General features: G+C 57.4%; 14 protein-coding genes. 3 read left to right on the plus strand and 11 right to left on the minus strand.

Annotated elements, in window-relative coordinates; translation table 11 throughout:
- Window positions 1–8: 8 nt before the first annotated feature.
- The 4 genes from cysG to cysJ all read right to left on the minus strand — a co-directional run bounded on the left by cysG (window position 9) and on the right by cysJ (window position 5953).
- Window positions 9–1424, minus strand: coding sequence for a siroheme synthase CysG (cysG, locus tag LAC65_RS12570; RefSeq protein WP_039379865.1), 1416 nt, complete (start codon window positions 1422–1424; stop codon window positions 9–11).
- A 268-nt stretch (window positions 1425–1692) separates the two neighbouring features.
- Window positions 1693–2427 (minus strand): phosphoadenylyl-sulfate reductase, encoded by a 735-nt coding sequence (locus LAC65_RS12575; RefSeq protein WP_039379866.1) that lies wholly within the window; start codon window positions 2425–2427, stop codon window positions 1693–1695.
- The gene (cysI, locus tag LAC65_RS12580) at window positions 2424–4148 is read right to left on the minus strand and encodes an assimilatory sulfite reductase (NADPH) hemoprotein subunit (protein ID WP_039379868.1); all 1725 of its coding nucleotides are present in this window, start codon (window positions 4146–4148) and stop codon (window positions 2424–2426) included. The genes LAC65_RS12575 and cysI overlap by 4 nt, the downstream gene beginning before the upstream one ends.
- The gene (cysJ, locus tag LAC65_RS12585) at window positions 4148–5953 is read right to left on the minus strand and encodes an NADPH-dependent assimilatory sulfite reductase flavoprotein subunit (protein WP_203025479.1); all 1806 of its coding nucleotides are present in this window, start codon (window positions 5951–5953) and stop codon (window positions 4148–4150) included. Before cysJ ends, cysI begins: the two co-directional genes overlap by 1 nt.
- Before the next feature lie 293 nt (window positions 5954–6246).
- On the opposite strand from cysJ, the gene queD reads away from it, so the two are divergent.
- Both queD and LAC65_RS12595 read left to right on the plus strand, forming a co-directional pair.
- Window positions 6247–6609, plus strand: coding sequence for a 6-carboxytetrahydropterin synthase QueD (queD, locus tag LAC65_RS12590; protein ID WP_104085513.1), 363 nt, complete (start codon window positions 6247–6249; stop codon window positions 6607–6609).
- Between the two features lie 249 nt (window positions 6610–6858).
- On the plus strand, window positions 6859–7458 hold the full coding sequence (locus LAC65_RS12595; RefSeq protein ID WP_039379874.1) for an inorganic diphosphatase: 600 nt from the start codon (window positions 6859–6861) through the stop codon (window positions 7456–7458).
- A gap of 145 nt (window positions 7459–7603) precedes the next feature.
- Here the strand turns inward: LAC65_RS12595 and queE are convergent, their stop codons facing one another.
- From queE to rlmD, 6 genes are all read right to left on the minus strand, one after another.
- A complete protein-coding gene (gene queE, locus LAC65_RS12600) occupies window positions 7604–8275 on the minus strand; it encodes a 7-carboxy-7-deazaguanine synthase QueE (protein ID WP_039379876.1) in 672 nt (223 codons plus the stop codon).
- 148 nt (window positions 8276–8423) lie between these two features.
- Complete coding sequence (gene eno / locus LAC65_RS12605; protein ID WP_039379878.1) at window positions 8424–9722, minus strand: phosphopyruvate hydratase; 1299 nt, start codon at window positions 9720–9722, stop codon at window positions 8424–8426.
- A 76-nt stretch (window positions 9723–9798) separates the two neighbouring features.
- Window positions 9799–11436 carry a glutamine hydrolyzing CTP synthase gene (gene pyrG, locus LAC65_RS12610; protein ID WP_039379880.1) on the minus strand — a complete coding sequence of 546 codons (1638 nt, stop codon included), beginning with the start codon at window positions 11434–11436 and terminating at the stop codon, window positions 9799–9801.
- A 251-nt stretch (window positions 11437–11687) separates the two neighbouring features.
- Complete coding sequence (mazG, locus tag LAC65_RS12615) at window positions 11688–12479, minus strand: nucleoside triphosphate pyrophosphohydrolase (protein WP_039379882.1); 792 nt, start codon at window positions 12477–12479, stop codon at window positions 11688–11690.
- A gap of 81 nt (window positions 12480–12560) precedes the next feature.
- Window positions 12561–14795 carry a GTP diphosphokinase gene (relA, locus tag LAC65_RS12620; protein ID WP_224144784.1) on the minus strand — a complete coding sequence of 745 codons (2235 nt, stop codon included), beginning with the start codon at window positions 14793–14795 and terminating at the stop codon, window positions 12561–12563.
- Between the two features lie 32 nt (window positions 14796–14827).
- A complete protein-coding gene (gene rlmD, locus LAC65_RS12625) occupies window positions 14828–16144 on the minus strand; it encodes a 23S rRNA (uracil(1939)-C(5))-methyltransferase RlmD (protein WP_039379887.1) in 1317 nt (438 codons plus the stop codon).
- Between the two features lie 82 nt (window positions 16145–16226).
- Here rlmD and barA point away from each other — a divergent pair, with 82 nt between their 5' ends.
- On the plus strand, window positions 16227–18956 hold the full coding sequence (gene barA / locus LAC65_RS12630; protein WP_039379889.1) for a two-component sensor histidine kinase BarA: 2730 nt from the start codon (window positions 16227–16229) through the stop codon (window positions 18954–18956).
- 78 nt (window positions 18957–19034) lie between these two features.
- Here barA and LAC65_RS12635 read toward each other — a convergent pair whose 3' ends face one another.
- Window positions 19035–20174 (minus strand): glycerate kinase, encoded by a 1140-nt coding sequence (locus LAC65_RS12635; protein ID WP_039379892.1) that lies wholly within the window; start codon window positions 20172–20174, stop codon window positions 19035–19037.
- Window positions 20175–20250 lie beyond the last annotated feature (76 nt).

The raw sequence follows: 20250 nt of genomic DNA on the forward strand, positions 1-20250 counted from the left end.
GTTTTTCCTCAAGCCAAATTGACAACGGCGGACTCGCGAGCCCCCTGCTGTGCAGAATGTTGAAACCAGGCTAATTGCCCGTGCAAGTTCACCACTTCGCCAATCACTAACAGCGCAGGCGTCGGCGCGGCGGCTGCCAGCACCTCAAGTTGATTCAGGGTTCCGGTCAGCACCTGCTGATCCTGACGCGTGCCGCGGCCAATCACCGCCACGGGCGTCAGCGGATCGCGGCCGTGGTCAATCAGACCGGCGGCAATTTCCGCTGCTTTTACGGTGCCCATATAGATAGCCAGCGTCTGGCGCGCACGCGCGAGGGATGGCCAGTCGATGCCATCGCCGTCAGCGCGGCAGTGGCCGGTAATAAACATCACGCTCTGCGCATAATCGCGGTGCGTCAGCGGAATACCGGCATAGGCGGTCGCGCCTGCGGCGGCAGTAATACCCGGCACCACCTGGAACGGAATGCCTGCCGCTTTCGCCGCCTGCAGCTCTTCGCCGCCGCGGCCAAAGATAAAGGGATCGCCGCCTTTCAGACGCACGACGCGCTTGCCCTGCAGCGCCAGTGATACCAGCAGCTGGTTCGTCTCTTCCTGCGGCACCGAATGGGCGCCGGCGCGTTTTCCGACGCAGATGCGATCGGCATCGCGCCGCACCAGATCCAGCACCTCATCGCTGACCAGATGGTCATACAGCACCACATCAGCCAGCTGCATCACCTGCAGACCGCGCAGCGTCAGCAGACCGCTGTCGCCAGGACCCGCGCCGACCAGCGCAATTTCGCCCTGGTTATCGCTGATATGTTCCAGTTCGCGATCGAGCGTCTGGCGCGCGGCGCTGACGTTACCGGCCGCCATCTGGCTGGCAAACAGGCCATTAAAGGCGCGCTCCCAGAAGCGGCGGCGATCGGACATTTTGCGATAGCGCTGTTTGACTTTGTCGCGCCACTCTCCTGCCAGCGCGGCCATCTGACCCAGGTTTGCCGGCAGCAGCGCTTCGATTTTCTCCCGCAGCAGCCGCGCCAGTACCGGCGCGGTGCCGCTGGATGAGATCGCCACCACCAGCGGTGAGCGGTCAACAATAGAAGGGAAGATAAAGCTGCATTTAGGCTGGTCATCCACCACGTTAACCAGCTTGTGCCGCGCGTTGGCGGCGTCAAACACCTGTGAATTAAGTGCGTTATCGTTGGTGGCAGCAATAACCAGAAATACGCCGTCGAGCTGAGCCGGCTCAAAACTGCGGGCTATCCACTCTACGGCCTGTTCTGCCTCCAGCGCCTGCAGTTCATGCCCCAGCTCGCGGGCGGCCACCAGGATGCGCGCGCCAGCCCGGCGCAGCAGTTCAATTTTACGGGCAGCGATTTCACCACCGCCGACAACCAGCACCGGACGCTGTCTGAGATCGGCAAAGAGGGGCAGATAATCCACGATAACCTTGCTAGTTTTACAATAAGTTATCGCGACTATACGTCGCGCTATTCCGCCAGATGAAATTACGATTTCGCATGAGTAGTTACCAAATGGAATATAGCGCTGGCAAAGCTGATGCGTTTTTCTGCTTAAGAATTGATTTTATAACGCTTTTTTCAGGCAGCACGATTTCGGCTGCGGCCAGCCGGGCATGACTTTAGGAATTAACAGAGGTGCGTGAGAGGGAAACAAAAAACAGGGCGAAAATTCGCCCTGTGGATGGTGGTTAGCCTTCGTGCAAACCGCACTCGCGCTTGAGGCCGAAGAAGCGCGTCTCTTCTTCTGCCATGCCCGGTTCCCATTTTCGCGTGGTATGGGTATCACCCACCGAAAGGTAGCCCTCATCCCACAGCGGGTGGTAGCTCAGGCCGTGCTGTTTCAGGTACTGATGCACCTGCCGGTTATCCCAGTCGATAATGGGCAGGATCTTAAAGACACCGCGCTGTACCGCCAGCACCGGCAGGCTGGCACGGCTGCCTGACTGATCGCGCCGCAGTCCGGCAAACCAGGTCTGTGCGCCCAGCGTGCTCAGCGCCCGGTTCATCGGTTCCACTTTATTGAGCTGGTTATACTGCTCAATGCCGTCCACGCCCTGCTCCCATAGTTTGCCGTAGCGCGCTTCCTGCCATGCGGGCGAGGTTTCCGCACGGAAAATCTGCAGGTTAAGGTTAAGCTTTGCCGTTAACTCATCGATAAAGCGATAGGTTTCCGGGAACAGGTAACCGGTGTCGGTGAGGATCACCGGAATATCCGGCCGCTGCTGCGTCACCATATGCAGCAGCACCGCCGCCTGGATCCCAAAACTGGATGAGAGCACAAAGGCCCCCGGCAGCTGTTCCAGCGCCCAGCTGACGCGCGCTTCAGCAGAGAGTTTCTCCAGCTGCACGTTGCTTTCAGCCAGCGCCATAATTCGGTCAACTTTGCTGCCGCTGTTGAGTACGGCGAGATCGGGCAGGGTCATACAGCCTCCGCGTCCCAGAAGTCACGAGCCGGATCCGTCACCGCTTTAACGATACCGGTGCGGATCGTGAAGTCACCAAAACCTTCACCGGCCTCGCGCTCGTTTGCCCAGCGCGCCACCAGTTCATCAATCGTGGCCAGAATTTCGCTCTCAGTGATATTTTCGCGGTACATACGCGGAATGCGCGTACCCACGCGGTTCCCGCCGAGATGCAGGTTGTAGCGACCCGGCGCTTTGCCAACCAGCCCCAGCTCCGCCAGCAGCGCACGACCGCAGCCGTTCGGGCAGCCGGTTACGCGCAGAACGATATGCTCTTCGCCCACGCCGTGACGATGCATGATCTCTTCGACTTTGGTAACAAATGATGGCAGGAAACGCTCCGCTTCTGCCATCGCCAGCGGACAGGTCGGAAACGCTACGCAGGCCATCGAGTTTTCACGCTGCGGCGTTACGCTTTCCATCAGGCCGTGCTCGCGGGCGATCGCTTCAATCTGCGCTTTCTGCGCCTCCGGCACGCCAGCCACAATCAGGTTCTGGTTGGCGGTGAGGCGGAAATCACCCTGGTGTACTCTGGCGATTTCAGCGATGCCGCTTTTCAGCGGACGGCCCGGGTAATCAAGCAGGCGACCATTTTCGATAAACAGCGTCAGATGCCACTTGTTGTCGATGCCTTTAACCCAGCCGATACGATCGCCGCGGGTGGTGAATTCGTACGGACGCGCCGGCGCGAAAGTCAGACCGGCACGCTTTTCCACTTCCGCTTTAAACGTCTCAACGCCCACGCGCTCAAGGGTATATTTAGTTTTAGCGTTTTTGCGATCGGTGCGATTACCCCAGTCGCGCTGCGTGGTCACTACCGCGGCGGCCACATCGAGGATCTTCTCCACCGGCAGGAAACCGAACTCACTGGCGGTACGGGCGTAGGTCGCTTTATTGCCATGCTCAATAGAGAGGCCTCCCCCTACCAGCACATTGAAACCTATCAGCTTGCCGTGCTCTGCAATCGCAATGAAGTTGAGATCGTTAGCATGCAGATCGACATCATTGTGCGGCGGCACCACCACGGTGGTTTTAAACTTACGCGGCAGATAGGTTTCGCCAAGAATCGGCTCTTTATCTGTGGTCGCAACTTTTTCCTTATCCCACCAGATCTCCGCATAAGCGCGGGTCTGCGGCAGCAGGTGCTCAGAGAGCTTTTTCGCCCACTCATAAGCTTCCTGATGCAGCTCAGACTCAACCGGATTTGAGGTGCAGAGTACGTTGCGGTTAACGTCATTGGCGGTCGCCAGCGCATCGAGTCCCACTTCATGCAGCATCTGATGCGTGGGTTTCACATTCTTTTTCAGAATACCGTGAAACTGAAACGTCTGCCGGTTCGTCAGGCGGATGCTGCCATAGAGCGTTTTTTCAGCCGCAAACTTATCAATGGCCAGCCACTGCGTCGGGGTAATGATGCCGCCCGGCAGACGGCAGCGCAGCATCATGGCGTGACGCGGCTCCAGCTTCTGCTCAGCTCGCTCGGCGCGAATATCGCGATCGTCCTGCTGATACATGCCGTGAAAGCGGATCAGCAGGAAGTTATCGCCGGTGAACCCACCGGTCAGGCCATCGTCGAGATCGTCTAAGATGGTGCCACGCAGATAGTTGCTCTCTTTTTTCAGACGCTCGGCGTCAGAAAGTTTACCTTCAACCACCAGCGGTCCAGGGTGTTTTTCGCTCATTAGTAAACGTCTCGCTGATAACGGCGCTCAATGCGCAGCTCACTCAAAAATTCATCAGCCGTTTCACGATCCATGCCGCCGTGTTCGACCACCACATCCAGTAATGCCTGCTCCACATCTTTCGCCATGCGATTCGCATCGCCACAAACGTAAAGGTGAGCGCCCTCTTCGATCCAGCGCCAGACCTCTGCGCCTTTCGCCCGGATTTTATCCTGTACATAGACTTTCTCAGCCTGATCGCGTGACCAGGCGAGATCGATATTCGTCAGCAGCCCCTGCTTAACATACTTCTGCCACTCTACCTGATAGAGAAAATCTTCGGTGAAGTGCGGGTTGCCGAAAAACAGCCAGTTTTTACCGCCGGCACCGTCATTATCACGCTGCTGCATAAACGCGCGGAACGGCGCAATACCGGTGCCCGGACCAATCATAATTACCGGTGCATCCGGATTGGCCGGCAGGCGGAAGTTATCATTGTGCTCGATAAAGACGCGAATGGCGCCCTCTTCTTCCAGACGGTCGGCAAGCCAGGTGGAGGCACCACCGCCGCGCTGACGGCCATCGATTTCATAGCGCACCGCACCCACCGTAATATGCACCTCGTTTTCGCTCTCCGCCTGGGAGGAGGCGATAGAGTAAAGACGCGGCGTCAGCGGGCGCAGTAAGCCCGTCAGCTGCTCGGCATTCAGTTCAGTGGGCGCCTGGCGCACCATATCCACAATCGGGAAGCTCTGGGCATAGCTCTGCAGCTTCTGCTTATCTTCTGCCAGCGCCAGCAGCGCCTCATTGCGCGACAGCGCGGCGTAGCGCTCCACTATCTGCGGCGTGTTGACCGTGAGTTCAAACTGCGTCTGCAGCGCTTCAGCCAGCGGCAGCGTTTTGCCCTGCACCGTCACCTGCTCATCGCCTTTCAGCCACACCAGCTGCAGCAGCTCCTCTACCAGCTCTGCATCATTCTCATACCAGACGCCCAGCGCGTCACCCGGCTGGTAACGCAGGCCGGAATCACTGAGATCGATCTCAATATGGCGCACATCTTTATCAGAGAGGCGGCCGGTGATTTTCTGATTCAGCGCAAAGCTGGCGGTAAGCGGCAGCTCTTTCGTATAAGGACTGCTGTCAACCAGGTTGACGCTGCCGGCGCTGCTGGCCGCAATCTGCGCCGCAGGGGCGACCGGCACGCGCGCCTTCAGCAGATCGGTCAGCTGCAGGCGCCAGGCGCTGGCCAGCTCGCTATATTCAACGTCCGCATCGACACGATCCAGCAGGCGCTCTGCGCCCAGCTCGGCCAGACGGCTATCGAAATCTTTGCCCGCCTGGCTGAAAAATTCGTAAGAGGTGTCGCCAAGACCAAACACGGCAAACGCCGCGCCATCCATTTTCGGTGCCTTCTTCGACAGCAGGAATTTATGCAGCGCCACCGCCTCTTCCGGTGGTTCGCCTTCGCCCTGGGTCGAGGTGACGATAACCAGCAGCTTTTCCTGGCCGATCTGCTTGAACTTATAGTCGCCGGCATTAACCAGATTCACGTTCAGTTTCGCTGCCAGCAGATCATCACGCAGCTGTTCTGCCAGGCGACGCGCGTTGCCGGTTTGCGAGGCTGAAATCAGCGTGACGCCCGGGGTTTCCGCTGGCGGAGCTGCAGGTGTCGCCACCGCGCCAGGAGTCTGGTTGACCATGCCCCAGAAGTAGCCCGAAAGCCAGGCAAGCTGAGTCGTATTAAATTCCGTGGTCGCCGCCTGTAAGCGCGCAAGTTGCTCCGGAGAGAGCGGCAGCATGGAGCCTGGGGGTGCCTGAGTCGTCATCGCGTTAAAAATTCCAGTGTCAGAAGTCCGGACCGAGAAGCGGTGGAAGAGGAGGTAGGTTACCGAGCTGTATATTAACGATTAAATAAGGGTTCGACATAATAAATAACCAAAACGACTAAGCGGTTTTTCGGGTATCGCTAACCGCCAAAAGTGGTAAATTATCCCTTTGTAAAATATGGTTTTTATCTTCAGACGCGGTACAGGATCGCGTTAAATGCGCTTTTACACCCCCACGGGTGCGAAAAATCTGCTTTTGAGGTAGACTTCAGCGGTTTTTTCGTTTGAGAGTGATTATGTCTACCACGCTGTTTAAAGAGTTCCAGTTTGAAGCGGCTCACCGCTTACCTCACGTGCCTGAAGGGCACAAATGCGGTCGTCTGCACGGCCACTCCTTTCTGGTGCGACTGGAAATAACCGGTGAAGTGGATGCGTATACCGGCTGGGTTATGGATTTTGCTGAACTGAAAGCGATTTTCAGTCCGCTTTATGAGCGACTGGATCATCACTACCTGAACGATATTCCGGGTCTGGAGAATCCCACCAGTGAAGTGCTGGCGAAGTGGATCTGGGATGAGCTTAAGCCGGTGCTGCCGGTGCTGAGCGCGGTCATGATCAAAGAGACCTGTACGGCAGGCTGCGTTTACCGCGGCTGACCAGAGCGGCCTCTTCCACGCTGCAGGTGCGCTGGCTGCCCTTCTCCACCCCCGGTTGCTTACTCATGTAAGCGCCTGAGGATGAACGCGGTTGCCGCCTTCCTGCAACGTGGAACCACAGGTGCCGGTCTCTGAACCGCTGTGATACCTGTATTAATCTTCGAACAGCCGATTACTGCTGATTCATCTCTTTGTAACGATCCCCCTCTACGTTGTTGTCTCCTCTGTCAAAGATCAAGAGAATCAACAATGAACCTTGTGAAACACCTTTCTCTGCTTGCTGTTTTTATCTCTGCCTCTGCTGCCGTTCAGGCGCAAAACGTACTTGATTTTCCCCAGCCGGAGAGTATGCCGGCGGAGTTTTATGCGGTGACAGAAATTCCGGCAGGCGGGACGATCAAATATGAAACCGATGCTAAAACCGGGTTTATCGTGGCTGACCGTTTTCAGTCTATGCCGGTCGCCTATCCCGCCAACTACGGTTCGCTGACTCAGTCACTGAGTGGCGATAACGATCCGCTGGATGTGATTTTTTACGCCCGGGCGCCGTTACAGCCCGGCACCCTGATTAAGCTGCGCGCGATTGGCGTGCTAAAGATGATTGATGGCGGTGAGGTGGATGACAAGATTGTCGCCGTGCCCGCCAGCAAAATTGATCCAACCTATGATGATATTAAAGAGATAAGCGATCTGCCGCGAATCGAGCAGCAGCGGCTGGAAGCCTTTTTCCGGGTGTATAAACAGTTACCGGATGGCCGTAAGAAGGTCGAGCTCAACGGTTTTGAAGATGCCGCTAAGGCCAGAGCAGAGATTAAGCAGGCATTCGACGCATATAAAGCGAAGCAGTAGCTGACCCGGGCGCGCCCCTACCGGTATGTGCGTAGTGGACGCATTAATGCGTCCCTGGCCGATGTGCGATTTCTATCCGGGCGCCATAAATGGCGCCCCTGTGGATATGTGCGTAGGGGGCGCATTGATGCGCCCCTGCTGTGAATCAGGCGATATTCAGATACTTGTGCGTCTGCATAGAGAGCCGCCAGTTACGGGCGATGCAGGTTTCAATACAGAGCCGGGTTGCGGCATCGCCGCGGCTGATCGGCTGCAGCGCCACAATACGCGGTTTATCGTCATGCAGCTCCGCCAGCAGCTCATCGAGCGCCTCAACGTCACGCTCGCGCGCCACCGGATGCTTGATCTCATCCGCGCGCGTCAGCGCCTGCAGCAGCACATCGTAGCCTCCGCGCATATTCACCTTAGGTGAGACTGTAACCCAGGTTGCCGCAGAGCAGTGCACCTCATGAGTGCCGCTGGTCTCGATCTGACACTGGAACCCGTGCGCTTCCAAACCCTCTGTTAGCGGACGCAGGTCAAAAATTGCCGGTTCGCCGCCGGTGATCACTACGTGGCGCGCGCTCCAGCCCTGCCGGGCGATGGTCTCAATCAGCGTGGCGGCGTCTGCACTTCCCCAGGCATCGCTCTCCACGGTTTTTACCAGAATATCACCCAGTGAGGTCTCCCGATCCGCGCGCTTCTCCCAGGTATGTTTGGTATCACACCAGCTGCATCCCACCGGACATCCCTGTAAGCGGATAAAGATGGCCGGCACGCCGGTATAAAACCCTTCGCCCTGCAGCGTCTGGAACATTTCGTTAATCGGGTAGAACATTTTTCACTCACGTCTCTCATTCGGGGCGCAGATTATGGCAGATTTTTACTGCGGCTTCACAGCCGCTTTGTGCCCTGAAAAACAAAAAGCCCCGCACTGGGCGGGGCTTCAGGCAAACCGTGCTGCACAGAGCAGCACCGGCGGGCGATTACGCCTGGCCTTTCACTTCTTTCAGACCGTTGAACGGCGCTTTCTCACCCAGCGCTTCTTCGATACGGATCAGCTGGTTGTATTTAGCTACGCGGTCAGAACGGCTCATAGAACCGGTTTTGATCTGGCCAGCTGCAGTACCTACCGCCAGGTCAGCGATAGTTGCATCTTCTGTCTCGCCTGAACGGTGAGAAATAACGGCCGTGTAGCCCGCATCTTTCGCCATCTTGATTGCAGCCAGCGTTTCGGTCAGAGAGCCGATCTGGTTGAATTTGATCAGGATAGAGTTCGCGATGCCTTTATCAATACCTTCCTTCAGGATTTTGGTATTGGTGACAAACAGATCGTCGCCCACCAGCTGGATTTTGTCGCCCAGCACTTTGGTCTGGTAAGCAAAGCCGTTCCAGTCAGACTCATCCAGACCATCTTCAATAGAGACGATTGGGTACTGTTTGGTCAGATCTTCCAGGAAGTGAGTGAACTCTTCGGAAGAGAACACTTTGTTGCCTTCGCCAGCCAGAACATATTTGCCATCTTTATAGAATTCAGATGCGGCACAGTCCATCGCCAGGGTGATATCTTTACCCAGCTCATAGCCCGCTGCTTTTACCGCTTCAGCGATAACTGCCAGCGCTTCAGCGTTAGAGCCGAGGTTTGGCGCATAGCCACCTTCATCACCGACTGCAGTGCTCATGCCTTTGGCTTTCAGAACTTTAGCCAGGTTGTGGAATACTTCAGAACCCATACGGATGGCTTCTTTGATATTTTTCGCGCCCACAGGCTGGATCATGAACTCCTGGATATCTACGTTGTTATCCGCGTGCTCACCGCCGTTGATGATGTTCATCATTGGCAGTGGCATAGAGTATTTGCCTGGGGTGCCGTTCAGCTCAGCAATGTGTGCGTAGAGCGGCAGGCCTTTTGATGCTGCAGCAGCTTTCGCTGCGGCCAGAGAAACAGCCAGAATGGCGTTTGCACCGAAGTTGGATTTGTTATCAGTACCGTCCAGCTCGATCATGATCTTATCGATGTTCGCCTGGTCTTTGGCATCTTTGCCTTTTACCGCGTCAGCGATTGGGCCGTTAACCGCAGCAACCGCTTTGGTTACGCCTTTGCCCAGGAAGCGAGACTTATCACCGTCGCGCAGCTCCAGTGCTTCACGTGAACCGGTAGAAGCGCCTGATGGAGCCGCCGCCAGACCAACGAAACCGCCTTCCAGATGCACTTCTGCTTCTACAGTCGGGTTGCCACGGGAGTCGATGATTTCGCGACCAATGACTTTAACGATTTTGGACATTCGATTTTCCTCAGTACAAGTTAGTCAATCCTAAGACAAACAACGCGCGAAAAGTTCGCGCGTTGTTCGTAAACTCTTACTTCGCTAAACGCTTCTGGTGCTCCTGCGCGGCTTTCACAAAGCCGGCAAACAGCGGATGACCATCACGCGGTGTCGATGTGAACTCCGGATGGAACTGGCAGGCCACAAACCACGGATGGTTCGGGATTTCAATAATCTCAACCAGTTGATCGTCGCCGGAACGGCCCGCAATATGCAGACCCGCCGCTTCAATCGGCTTCAGCAGCAGATTGTTGACTTCATAACGGTGACGGTGGCGCTCGGTAATCACATCAGAACCGTAGAGCTGGCGCACTTTACTTTCCGGCGTCAGCTGACACTGCTGGCTACCCAGACGCATGGTGCCGCCCAGATCGCTCTGCTCAGTACGCTGCTCAACGTTGCCATGCTCATCACGCCATTCAGTGATCAGCGCGACAACCGGGTATTTACAGTCTGGCACAAATTCGGTGGAGTTGGCGCTTTCCATCCCGGCCACATTGCGCGCGAACTCCATCAGCGCAATCTGCATGCCGAGGCAGATGCCAAGGTACGGGATGTTATTTTCACGCGCGTACTGCGCCGTCATCAGCTTGCCTTCCACGCCGCGGTAGCCGAAACCGCCGGGGATAAGAATTGCATCGAGATCTTTGAGGATCTCCACGCCGCGCGTCTCGACATCCTGCGAATCGATCAGCTTGATGTTGACGGTTACGCGGTTTTTCAGACCACCGTGCTTAAGGGCTTCAATCACTGACTTGTAGGCGTCGGGCAGCTCAACATACTTGCCGACCATACCGATAGTCACTTCCCCGCCCGGATTCGCTTCTTCATAGATAACCTGCTCCCACTCGGCAAGGTTAGCTTCCGGCGCGTTCAGACTGAAACGCTTACAGATATAGTCATCCAGACCCTGCGACTTCAGCAGGCCCGGGATTTTATAGATGGAATCGACATCTTTCAGCGAGATAACCGCTTTTTCCGGCACGTTGCAGAACAGCGCGATTTTCGCCCGCTCGTTAGCAGGTACCGCGCGATCGGAGCGGCAGATCAGCACATCTGGCTGAATACCAATCGACAGCAGCTCTTTAACCGAGTGCTGAGTAGGCTTGGTTTTCACTTCACCCGCTGCCGCCATATATGGCACCAGCGTCAGATGCATATACATGGTGTGTTCACGGCCCACGTCTACCGCCATCTGGCGAATCGCTTCCAGGAACGGCAGGGATTCAATATCGCCTACGGTGCCACCAATCTCAACCAGCACGACATCATGACCTTCGCCACCTTCGATGATGCGCTCTTTGATGGCATTGGTAATGTGGGGGATCACCTGGATCGTGGCGCCCAGATAGTCGCCGCGACGCTCTTTGCGCAGCACTTCTGAGTAGATACGACCGGTCGTAAAGTTGTTACGACGCGACATCTTGGTACGAATGAAGCGCTCGTAGTGACCTAAATCCAGATCGGTTTCGGCCCCGTCATCGGTGACAAACACTTCACCATGCTGTGTCGGGCTCATGGTACCCGGATCAACGTTGATATACGGATCGAGTTTCATGATGGTCACATTCAGACCACGTGCTTCGAGGATAGCTGCGAGGGAGGCTGCGGCAATGCCTTTGCCCAGAGAGGAAACGACCCCGCCGGTCACAAAAATATAATTCGTTGTCATGCTGAACCTGAGAGTTTAGGTTTAAAGACGATGGAATAACCAGGACGGGAAAGCAGTATACCCGAAGTCGTCCCCAGCCACAATTGATGAATCACACCATCCTCCCGCGCCGTGCAGCGGCTAACATAGCGGATAGCCAGCCAGAAAATGTTGACGCATGTCACAAAGTTGCTGGATGGCTGAATCGAGTAAGCGCAAGCGGCTGAATTATGCACACTGCTGGAATAAACAGCAGTATGACGCTTAACAGGTTAGTGATTGTTCTCACTCAGTTTTACCTGCTGCCACGCCGCTTCCATCTGCTCCAGCGTCGCCGCAGGCATACTCAATCCCTGCGCGGTAATAATCTGCTCTACGTGGCGAAAGCGGCGTTCAAATTTGTCGTTGGCTTTCTGCAGCGCAATTTCCGCTTTGCTGCCGAGGTGGCGTGACAGATTTACCGTCGCAAACAGCAGATCGCCAATCTCCTCCTCCAGCTTGTCGCTGTCGACAGTGGCCTGCTGCGCTTCATGCATGACTTCGTCAATCTCCTCATGCACCTTATCCAGCACCGGTCCGAGGCTGTCCCAGTCAAAGCCCACGCTGCTGCAGCGCTTCTGGATTTTATGCGCCCGCATCAGTGCCGGCAGCGCGCGCGGAATATCATCCAGCGCCGAGTGCTGCGCTTTCGCCGCGCGTTCATCCTGTTTGATCGCTTCCCAGTTCTGCAACACCTCTGCGGCGCTCTCAGCCTCGGCGCTGCCAAAGATATGCGGATGACGGCGTTCGAGCTTGTCGCTTATTGCGTTGCAGATATCGTCGAAGTTAAAACGCCCCTCCTCCTCTGCCATACGGGCATAAAACACAATCTGAAACAGCAGATCGCCCAGCTCATCGCGCAGATCGGTAAAGTCTTCCCGCTGAATAGCGTCAAGCACTTCGTATGTCTCTTCCAGCGTATAGGGAGCAATAGTGGCAAAGGTCTGCTGGCGATCCCACGGGCAGCCGCGCGCCGGATCGCGCAGGGTTTGCATCAGGCTAAGCAGACGGTTCAGGGCAGTCATGAAAAATCCTCAAACAACGGTATAAAAAGGGCCGCCGTAAAAGGCGACCCTGAAGAGCAGCGGGCCAGTGCCGGCTGCGCGTTAATTCAAACGACGCGCGTCGATAATATCTGGCACCTGATTAAGCCGCGCCAGCACGCGCCCCAGCACCTGCTGGTTGTAGATCTCAATATCCATATCAATGGTCGCCAGCTGTTTTCTGGTATCGCTGCGGCTGGAGACGCCCAGTACATTGACCTTTTCATTCGCCAGTATGGTCGTGATATCACGCAGCAGGCCGCTGCGGTCGTTGGCGGTAACGCGCACCACCAGCGAATAGCCGCTGGAGTAGCTCTCCCCCCAGACGGCATCAACGATACGCTCTGGCGCATGAGAGATCAGTTCACTGAGCTGATCGCAGTCGGCGCGGTGAATCGAGATGCCGCGTCCCTGAGTAATAAAGCCGGTGATATCGTCGCCGGGAATAGGCTGGCAGCAGCGGGCAATGTGATGCATCAGGTTTCCCACCCCCTCCACCACCACGCGACCGCTCTCTTTACGGGCGTTTGAGGCGTGATGCGACTTCTGCGTCAGCTGACGCAGCGCTTCACGATCTTCCTCTTCAGCGCTCGGCTTATTGAGCTTTGCCTGCAGGAAGTTGATCATCTGATTGAGACGAATATCGCCGCCGCCAATCATCGCCAGCAGCTCATCCTGCGAGCCAACGTTGTAGCGCGGCAGCAAAATCTTCTCCGCCTCGCGCATGCTGATATCGAGCTGGCTCAGCTCGTTATCGAGGATCTGGCGGCCCGCCACGATATTTTTATCGCGATCCTGCTTACGGAACCAGGCGTGTACCTTGGAGCGCCCGCGGCTGGTCGTGATGTAGCCCAGATTCGGGTTGAGCCAGTCGCGGCTTGGATTGGGCTGCTTCTGGGTGATGATCTCGATCTGATCGCCCATCTGCAGCTGATAGGTAAAAGGCACAATGCGGCCGCTGATCTTCGCCCCGATACAGCGATGGCCAATATCGCTGTGAATGTGATAGGCAAAGTCGAGCGGCGTGGAGCCGGCGGGCAGATCCACCACATCGCCTTTTGGCGTAAAGACGTAAACGCGATCGTCGAAGACCTGACTGCGAACCTCCTCCAGCATTTCACCGGAATCCGCCATCTCTTCCTGCCAGGTAATCAGCTTGCGCAGCCAGGCGATACGCTCTTCGTGTCCGGCAGCCCCGCGCGAGTTGCTGACGCCCGGGCCCTCTTTATATTTCCAGTGCGCCGCCACGCCAAGTTCGGCATCTTCATGCATCTGACGGGTACGGATCTGAATCTCAACGGTTTTGCCCTGCGGCCCCAGCACCACGGTATGAATGGACTGATAGCCATTGGGCTTAGGGTTTGCGACATAATCGTCAAATTCGCTCGGCAGATGCCGGTAGAGGGTGTGCACCGTACCGAGTGCGCCATAACAGTCCTGCAAACGCTCTGCCACGATGCGTACCGCGCGCACGTCGAACAGTTCATCAAACGCCAGCGACTTTTTCTGCATCTTGCGCCAGATGCTGTAGATATGTTTCGGCCGCCCGTAGACTTCTGCCCGCACGCCCTCTTTCTGCATCTCCTGACGCAGATTGGTCACAAAGTTATCGATATATTGTTCACGATCGATGCGCCGCTCATGCAGCAGCTTCGCGATGCGTTTATATTCATCCGGATGCAGATAGCGGAAGCAGTAATCTTCGAGCTCCCACTTCAGCTGGCCGATACCGAGCCGGTTAGCCAGCGGCGCATAGATGTTCGTGCTCTCTTTTGCCGCCAGCACGCGTTCATCTTCTGGCGCATCTTTCATCTCACGCAGATGCGCAATCCGCTCGGCCAGCTTGATGACCACGCAGCGGAAATCTTCCACCATCGCGAGCAGCATACGGCGGACATTGTCCACCTGGGCTGAAGCCATAGAGTCATTATGAATCGCTTTCAGCTGGCGAATGGCATCCATGTCGCGTACGCCGTGCACCAGGGAGACAATCTCTTTGCCAAACGCCTGCTCCAGCTTCTCCTCACTGACCACCTCTGCGTTGGCCAGCGGAAACAGCAGCGCTGCGCACAGGCTATCGCAATCCATACTGAGCATAGTGAGGATTTCCACCATCTCAATACCGCGCCACAGCAGCAGAGTCTGATCGGGGTGCTCGCGCGTTTCGGCTTCACAGTAGCGCCAGGTCTCTGCCAGTCGCTCACAGGATTGGGGATTGCTAATCGTCAGGCTGGCAATCCACTGATCGAGGGCAAACTCCCCTGCCGTATTTAAATGCGCACTTCTGACCGCAACCATATCCTCTCCTGCCACAGCGACATAACTGTCGCTTATGTTTTGCTGAACAACACCATGGATTCGAGATGACTGGTATGTGGGAACATATCCAGCATCGCGACCCTTTCCAGATGGTAGCCCGCGGACAGCAGTACCTGACTGTCGCGCGCAAGTGTCACCGGGTTACAGGAAACATAGACCACGCGTTCTGGCGCAAGTTTAACAATATGCGACATCACGCCCGCCGCCCCGGCTCGCGCCGGATCCAGTAACACCTTATTAAATCCCTGCGCCGCCCACGGCTGACGCGAAACATCCTCTTCCAGATTATGCTGGAAAAAGCGCACATTGCTTAGATTGTTAAGCGCGGCATTATACTCTGCCTGCTTAACTAATGCTGCAACCCCCTCCACACCTACAACATTTTGTACAGATTTCCCTGCCGGCAGGGTGAAATTCCCCATGCCGCAGAAAAGATCCAGCAGGCTGTCATCGGGTTGCAGATCGAGCCACGCCAGCGCTGTTGCCACCATCTGCTGATTAACGCGATCGTTAACCTGAATAAAGTCCTGTGGACTAAAGGTTAGCGTTAAATCCTGCGAGCGGTAGTAAGGCATGCTGCTGTTAATCGCCTGCAGCTCATCGCTGCCGTCAGCCAGATACAGCATCAGCGAGTGCTGATGCGAAAAGCGTTCCAGGTCTGCGCGATCGCGCGCAGAAAGCGCGTCGAGATGACGCAGCACCATCAGCGGGCCGTTGTCTGCCAGCACCAGCTCTGCATGCCCCAGCCGCCTTACCCCCTGCAGCGCGCTCAGGCAGTGGTGCAGCGGCTGCAGCAACGCTTCAAGTTCGGGCACCAAAACAGGGCACTGCTGCAGGGGCACCAGCGCATGACTGGCCGCCTGGCGAAATCCCATCACCAGCCGCTGCTGCTTCGGCTGCCACTGCAGTCCGAGCCGGGCGCGCCGGCGATAGCCCCAGCTATTGCCGCGGATAATCTCCTCAACGGCCACCGGAGAAGCGGCGTCGCGGCTCAGCAGACGGCTCAGCGCGTGCGCCTTGCTGCTCTCCTGCAGTGCAACGGCAGCGTGCTGCTGCTGGCAGCCACCGCAGACGCCAAAATGGCGGCAGCGCGGTATTTCCCGCTGCGGACTGGGCTGTGCGATCTTTATCGCTTTACCGCGGGCAAACTGCCGTTTATCTTCCAGCAGCGTAACCTCTGCCTGTTCGCCCGGCAGCGCACCGCTGATAAACAGGGTTTTCCCCTGATAGCGTGCCACGCCCTGGCCGAACGGATCGAGCTCATCGACCGTGACGGCGATCCGCTGCTTTGTCGTCGGCCGCTGTTTTGCGGCGTAAAATTGCGCCATAGTAATCGTATTCTCTTTTAATCAGGTTGTGCCGCCCGCCACGACGCGTGCACAGGAACACGGCAATCGCCAAGGCATCGTGATGACCAAATACAGCCTGCGGGCGCGGATGATGATTTTAATACTGGCGCCAACGCTGCTGATTGGTCTGCTGCTCAGCACCTTTTTTGTCGTCCACCGCTATAACGAACTGCAGCGCCAGGTTTTTGACGCCGGCGCAAATATTATCGAACCTCTGGCGGTATCCAGTGAGTATGGGATGAGCTGGCACGATCGCGCTGCGATCCACGAGCTGGTCAGCCTGCTGCACCGGCGCCATTCCGATATTGTCCGTGCCATTACGGTTTTCGACAACCAGAATCGCGTTTACGCCACATCCAACAGTAAGCAGAACCTGGCGCTGCTGCAAAAAGAGGATATGACGCAGCTGCGCGAGGGCGTAACGCATGAACGCCAGGGTAACCTGTTGGTGCTGCGCACGCCGATTATATCTGAACGCTACTCCGCTGATGAGCAGCCGGATGAACAGACCAAACCCGACGGTAATCCCCTGGGCTATGTCGCCATTGAGCTGGATCTGCAGTCGGTACGGCTGGCGCAGTATAAAGAGGTATTTGTCGCAACGCTGCTGCTGCTGTTCTGCCTCTGCCTCGCCATGCTGTTCGCCTATCGTCTGATGCGCGATGTGACCGGCCCGATACGCAATATGGTAGCCACCGTGGATCGCATCCGGCGCGGCCAGCTCGACAGCCGGGTGGAAGGCTATATGCTGGGCGAGCTCAGCATGCTTAAAAACGGTATCAACGCGATGGCGATGTCGCTGACCGCCTACCATGAAGAGATGCAGCAAAATATTGACCAGGCCACCTGGGATCTGCGCGAAACGCTGGAGCAGCTGGAGATTCAGAACGTCGAGCTGGATCTGGCGAAGAAACGCGCTCAGGAGGCGGCCCGCATTAAATCTGAGTTTCTGGCAAACATGTCTCACGAGCTGCGTACGCCGCTCAACGGCGTGATCGGCTTCAGCCGCCAGATGCTGAAAACCAGCCTGAGCACCAGCCAGCGCGACTATATGAGTACGATTGAGCGCTCCGCCAATAATCTGCTGAGCATCATCAACGATGTGCTGGATTTCTCGCGTCTGGAATCGGGCAAACTGGTGCTGGAATCTATTCCTTTTCCGCTGCGCGCCACGCTGGATGAGACGCTGGTGCTGCTGGCGCCCTCCGCGCATGAAAAAGGACTGGAGATCACCGTCTGCCTGCAAAACAGCGTACCTGACAACGTTATCGGCGATCCGCTGCGGCTGCAGCAGATCCTGATCAATCTGATTGGTAACGCCATCAAGTTTACCGAGCAGGGGCATATCGACCTGCGCGTTGAGCTGCAGCATCTCAGCGCCACGCAGGCGGAACTGGAGATTCAGGTGCATGACACCGGTATCGGCATTCCGGAAATGCAGCAGCCGCAGCTGTTTCAGGCGTTTCGCCAGGCGGATGCCAGTATTACCCGCCGGCACGGCGGCACGGGTCTTGGGCTGGTGATCACCCAGAAGCTGGTACAGGAGATGGGCGGCGAAATCGCTTTTCACAGCCAGCCCGATCGGGGGTCGGTTTTCCGGGTGCGCGTCCGGCTCAATCTTAACCCGAATGCCCCTACCATTCCGCGCGTGCTGGATGACCTGCACGCCACAACGCTGGCCTATGTCGAGCCCCATCCGGCGGTAGCGCGCGTCGTGCAGGAGATGCTGAGTATCACCCCGCTCAGGGTAGAATATTATCCCAGCCTGGCTGCGCTGCCGGAACGCCACTATCCCCTGCTGCTGCTGGGAATGCCGGTCGCTAAGCCGCACCCGGCAACGCTGACCGATACGGAGATCCAGCAGCTGTGCGATCGCGCGGATGCCGTACTGCTGGCGCTGCCGAGCGAGATGATGCTGTTTGCCGACGATCTGCGTGCGCGGGGCATTGCCGGCTGTATCGCAAAACCGGTTTCGCTGACGCGCTTTATCCCGCTGCTGCTGGATATCGGCAGCCGTCAGCACCGCCTGATCTCCCCACTGCCGCGCCAGCCGCTGACCGTGATGGCGGTGGATGACAACCCGGCTAACCTCCGGCTTATCGGCGCGCTGCTGGAGGAGCAGGTTGAAAATATCATTCTGTGTGACAACGCAGAGCAGGCCATACACGCCGCACAGCAGCAGCGGCTGGATGTGATCCTGATGGATATACAGATGCCCGATATCGACGGTATTCAGGCCAGCGAGATTATCCGGCGCCTGCCGCTGCACGCCAGCACGCCAATCGTTGCGGTAACGGCGCACGCACTGGATGGCGAGCGCGAGCAGCTGATTGCCGCCGGCATGAATGACTATCTGGCAAAACCGATTGATGAAACCCGCCTGGCTCAGCTGCTGCAGCGCTATCTGCCGGTTGCGCCCGCCTCTCAGCCGCCCGCGGTGGGGGTTGCCGTCTCGCTTGACTGGTCACTGGCGCTGCGTCAGGCGGCCGGCAAACCGGCCCTGGCGCGCGACCTGCTACAGATGCTGCTCGATTTCCTGCCTGAGGTGGAGGCGCGCGTGGCGCACTGTATGGCTGAAGGTGACGTAAACGGGCTGCGTGAAATTATTCACAAGCTGCACGGCAGCGCCAGTTACAGCGGTGTCCCGCGCCTGAAACAGCTCTGCCAGCAGCTGGAAGGCAGCCTGCACCAGGCGAGTGATATTGCCGCGCTGGAGCCGGAACTGCTGGAGCTGAGTGATGAGATGGCCAACGTTGCGCGCGAGGCGCGTAAGCGGCTGGCGCTGGCGTAAAATGGCGTGTCAGAACGATCTTTATGGCGACGCCCATACCGGCCTTAGCCGCCGGGCCGCCGCGCATCGCGGTCCGGCCTACAGCCCTTTGCCTATCCTGATGGCTGCCGCAACGTTACGCGCTGTCAGGCGCACATTCTGTTCCGCACTGGCCAGCGCCTCTTCCAGAGAACAGATACTGAACAGTACGCTGTAGACCGCATCAAGGCCGTGAGCGTGTACAACCCCCACGTCAGAGGTCAGGCTACCGGCAATACCAATCACCGGCTTATTAAACTGTTTGGCAACCCGCGCCACGCCGATTGGCACCTTGCCATTCACAGACTGACTGTCGATGCGCCCTTCCCCCGTGATCACCAGATCGGCATCTTTGACCTGCTCCGCCAGCCCGAGCGCCTCCGTCACAATCTCAATGCCGCTGCGCAGCTCAGCCTGACAGAATGCGTGCAGCGCTGCACCCATACCGCCCGCCGCGCCGCCGCCCGCAATATGCAGCACGTCGATATCCAGATCGCGCTGAATAAGCGAAGCGTAGTGGGCCAGCGCCCGATCCAGCTGCGCGATTTGTGCCGGAGTGGCGCCCTTCTGCGGGCCAAACACCGCCGAAGCGCCTTTTTCCCCGGTCAGCGGATTGGTGACATCGCAGGCGACCTCAAAGCGGCACGCTTTGATTCGCGCATCCACTCCGCTGATATCGATCTGCGCCAGCTGCGCCAGCGCCGCGCCGCCAGGCGCCAGATCGCGGCCGGCGCTGTCCAGCAGCCGGGCGCCCAGCGCCTGTATCATTCCGGCACCGCCATCGTTGGTGGCGCTGCCGCCTATGCCAATGATGATGTGCTCTACGCCGCGATCGAGCGCGTTTTTGATCAGCTCACCGGTGCCCCACGACGTGGTGATCAGCGCATTGCGCTGCGCCACCGGCACAAGTTCCAGGCCGCTGGCGGCAGCCATCTCAATAAACGCGGTGCGCTCATCCCCCGACAGGCCATAAAACGCCGCCACGGGCTCGCCCAGCGGGCCGGTTGCGGTTAGCCGGACAAGCGTACCGCTGGTGGCGGCCACCATGGCCTCAACGGTGCCCTCACCGCCGTCGGCAACCGGGATTTTGACATACTCGGCGGCCGGGAAAACCTCGCGGAAACCCGCTTCAATTGCGGCAGCCACATTCAGGGCAGACAGACTCTCTTTATATGAATCGGGTGCGATGACAATTTTCATAGGCAATCCAGGCGCGATGGGTAACGTAACGGTATGCTGCTTTGCTCACGCAGCCTGTTCTCCGGCCTCCGCAGAC

Source organism: Pantoea eucrina (assembly GCF_020079945.1).
In the GTDB taxonomy this organism is placed as follows: domain Bacteria; phylum Pseudomonadota; class Gammaproteobacteria; order Enterobacterales; family Enterobacteriaceae; genus Pantoea; species Pantoea eucrina.

Bases quoted from the DNA above. Each gene is read 5' to 3' on its own strand.
- LAC65_RS12635 (WP_039379892.1), bottom strand. From the start codon at position 20,174: ATGAAAATTGTCATCGCACCCGATTCATATAAAGAGAGTCTGTCTGCC.
- mazG (WP_039379882.1), bottom strand. From the start codon at position 12,479: ATGACTGCCCTGAACCGTCTGCTTAGCCTGATGCAAACCCTGCGCGAT.
- cysI (WP_039379868.1), bottom strand. From the start codon at position 4,148: ATGAGCGAAAAACACCCTGGACCGCTGGTGGTTGAAGGTAAACTTTCT.
- cysJ (WP_203025479.1), bottom strand. From the start codon at position 5,953: ATGACGACTCAGGCACCCCCAGGCTCCATGCTGCCGCTCTCTCCGGAG.
- barA (WP_039379889.1), top strand. From the start codon at position 16,227: ATGACCAAATACAGCCTGCGGGCGCGGATGATGATTTTAATACTGGCG.
- eno (WP_039379878.1), bottom strand. From the start codon at position 9,722: ATGTCCAAAATCGTTAAAGTCATTGGTCGCGAAATCATCGACTCCCGT.
- rlmD (WP_039379887.1), bottom strand. From the start codon at position 16,144: ATGGCGCAATTTTACGCCGCAAAACAGCGGCCGACGACAAAGCAGCGG.
- queE (WP_039379876.1), bottom strand. From the start codon at position 8,275: ATGTTCTACCCGATTAACGAAATGTTCCAGACGCTGCAGGGCGAAGGG.
- LAC65_RS12595 (WP_039379874.1), top strand. From the start codon at position 6,859: ATGAACCTTGTGAAACACCTTTCTCTGCTTGCTGTTTTTATCTCTGCC.
- LAC65_RS12575 (WP_039379866.1), bottom strand. From the start codon at position 2,427: ATGACCCTGCCCGATCTCGCCGTACTCAACAGCGGCAGCAAAGTTGAC.
- relA (WP_224144784.1), bottom strand. From the start codon at position 14,795: ATGGTTGCGGTCAGAAGTGCGCATTTAAATACGGCAGGGGAGTTTGCC.
- pyrG (WP_039379880.1), bottom strand. From the start codon at position 11,436: ATGACAACGAATTATATTTTTGTGACCGGCGGGGTCGTTTCCTCTCTG.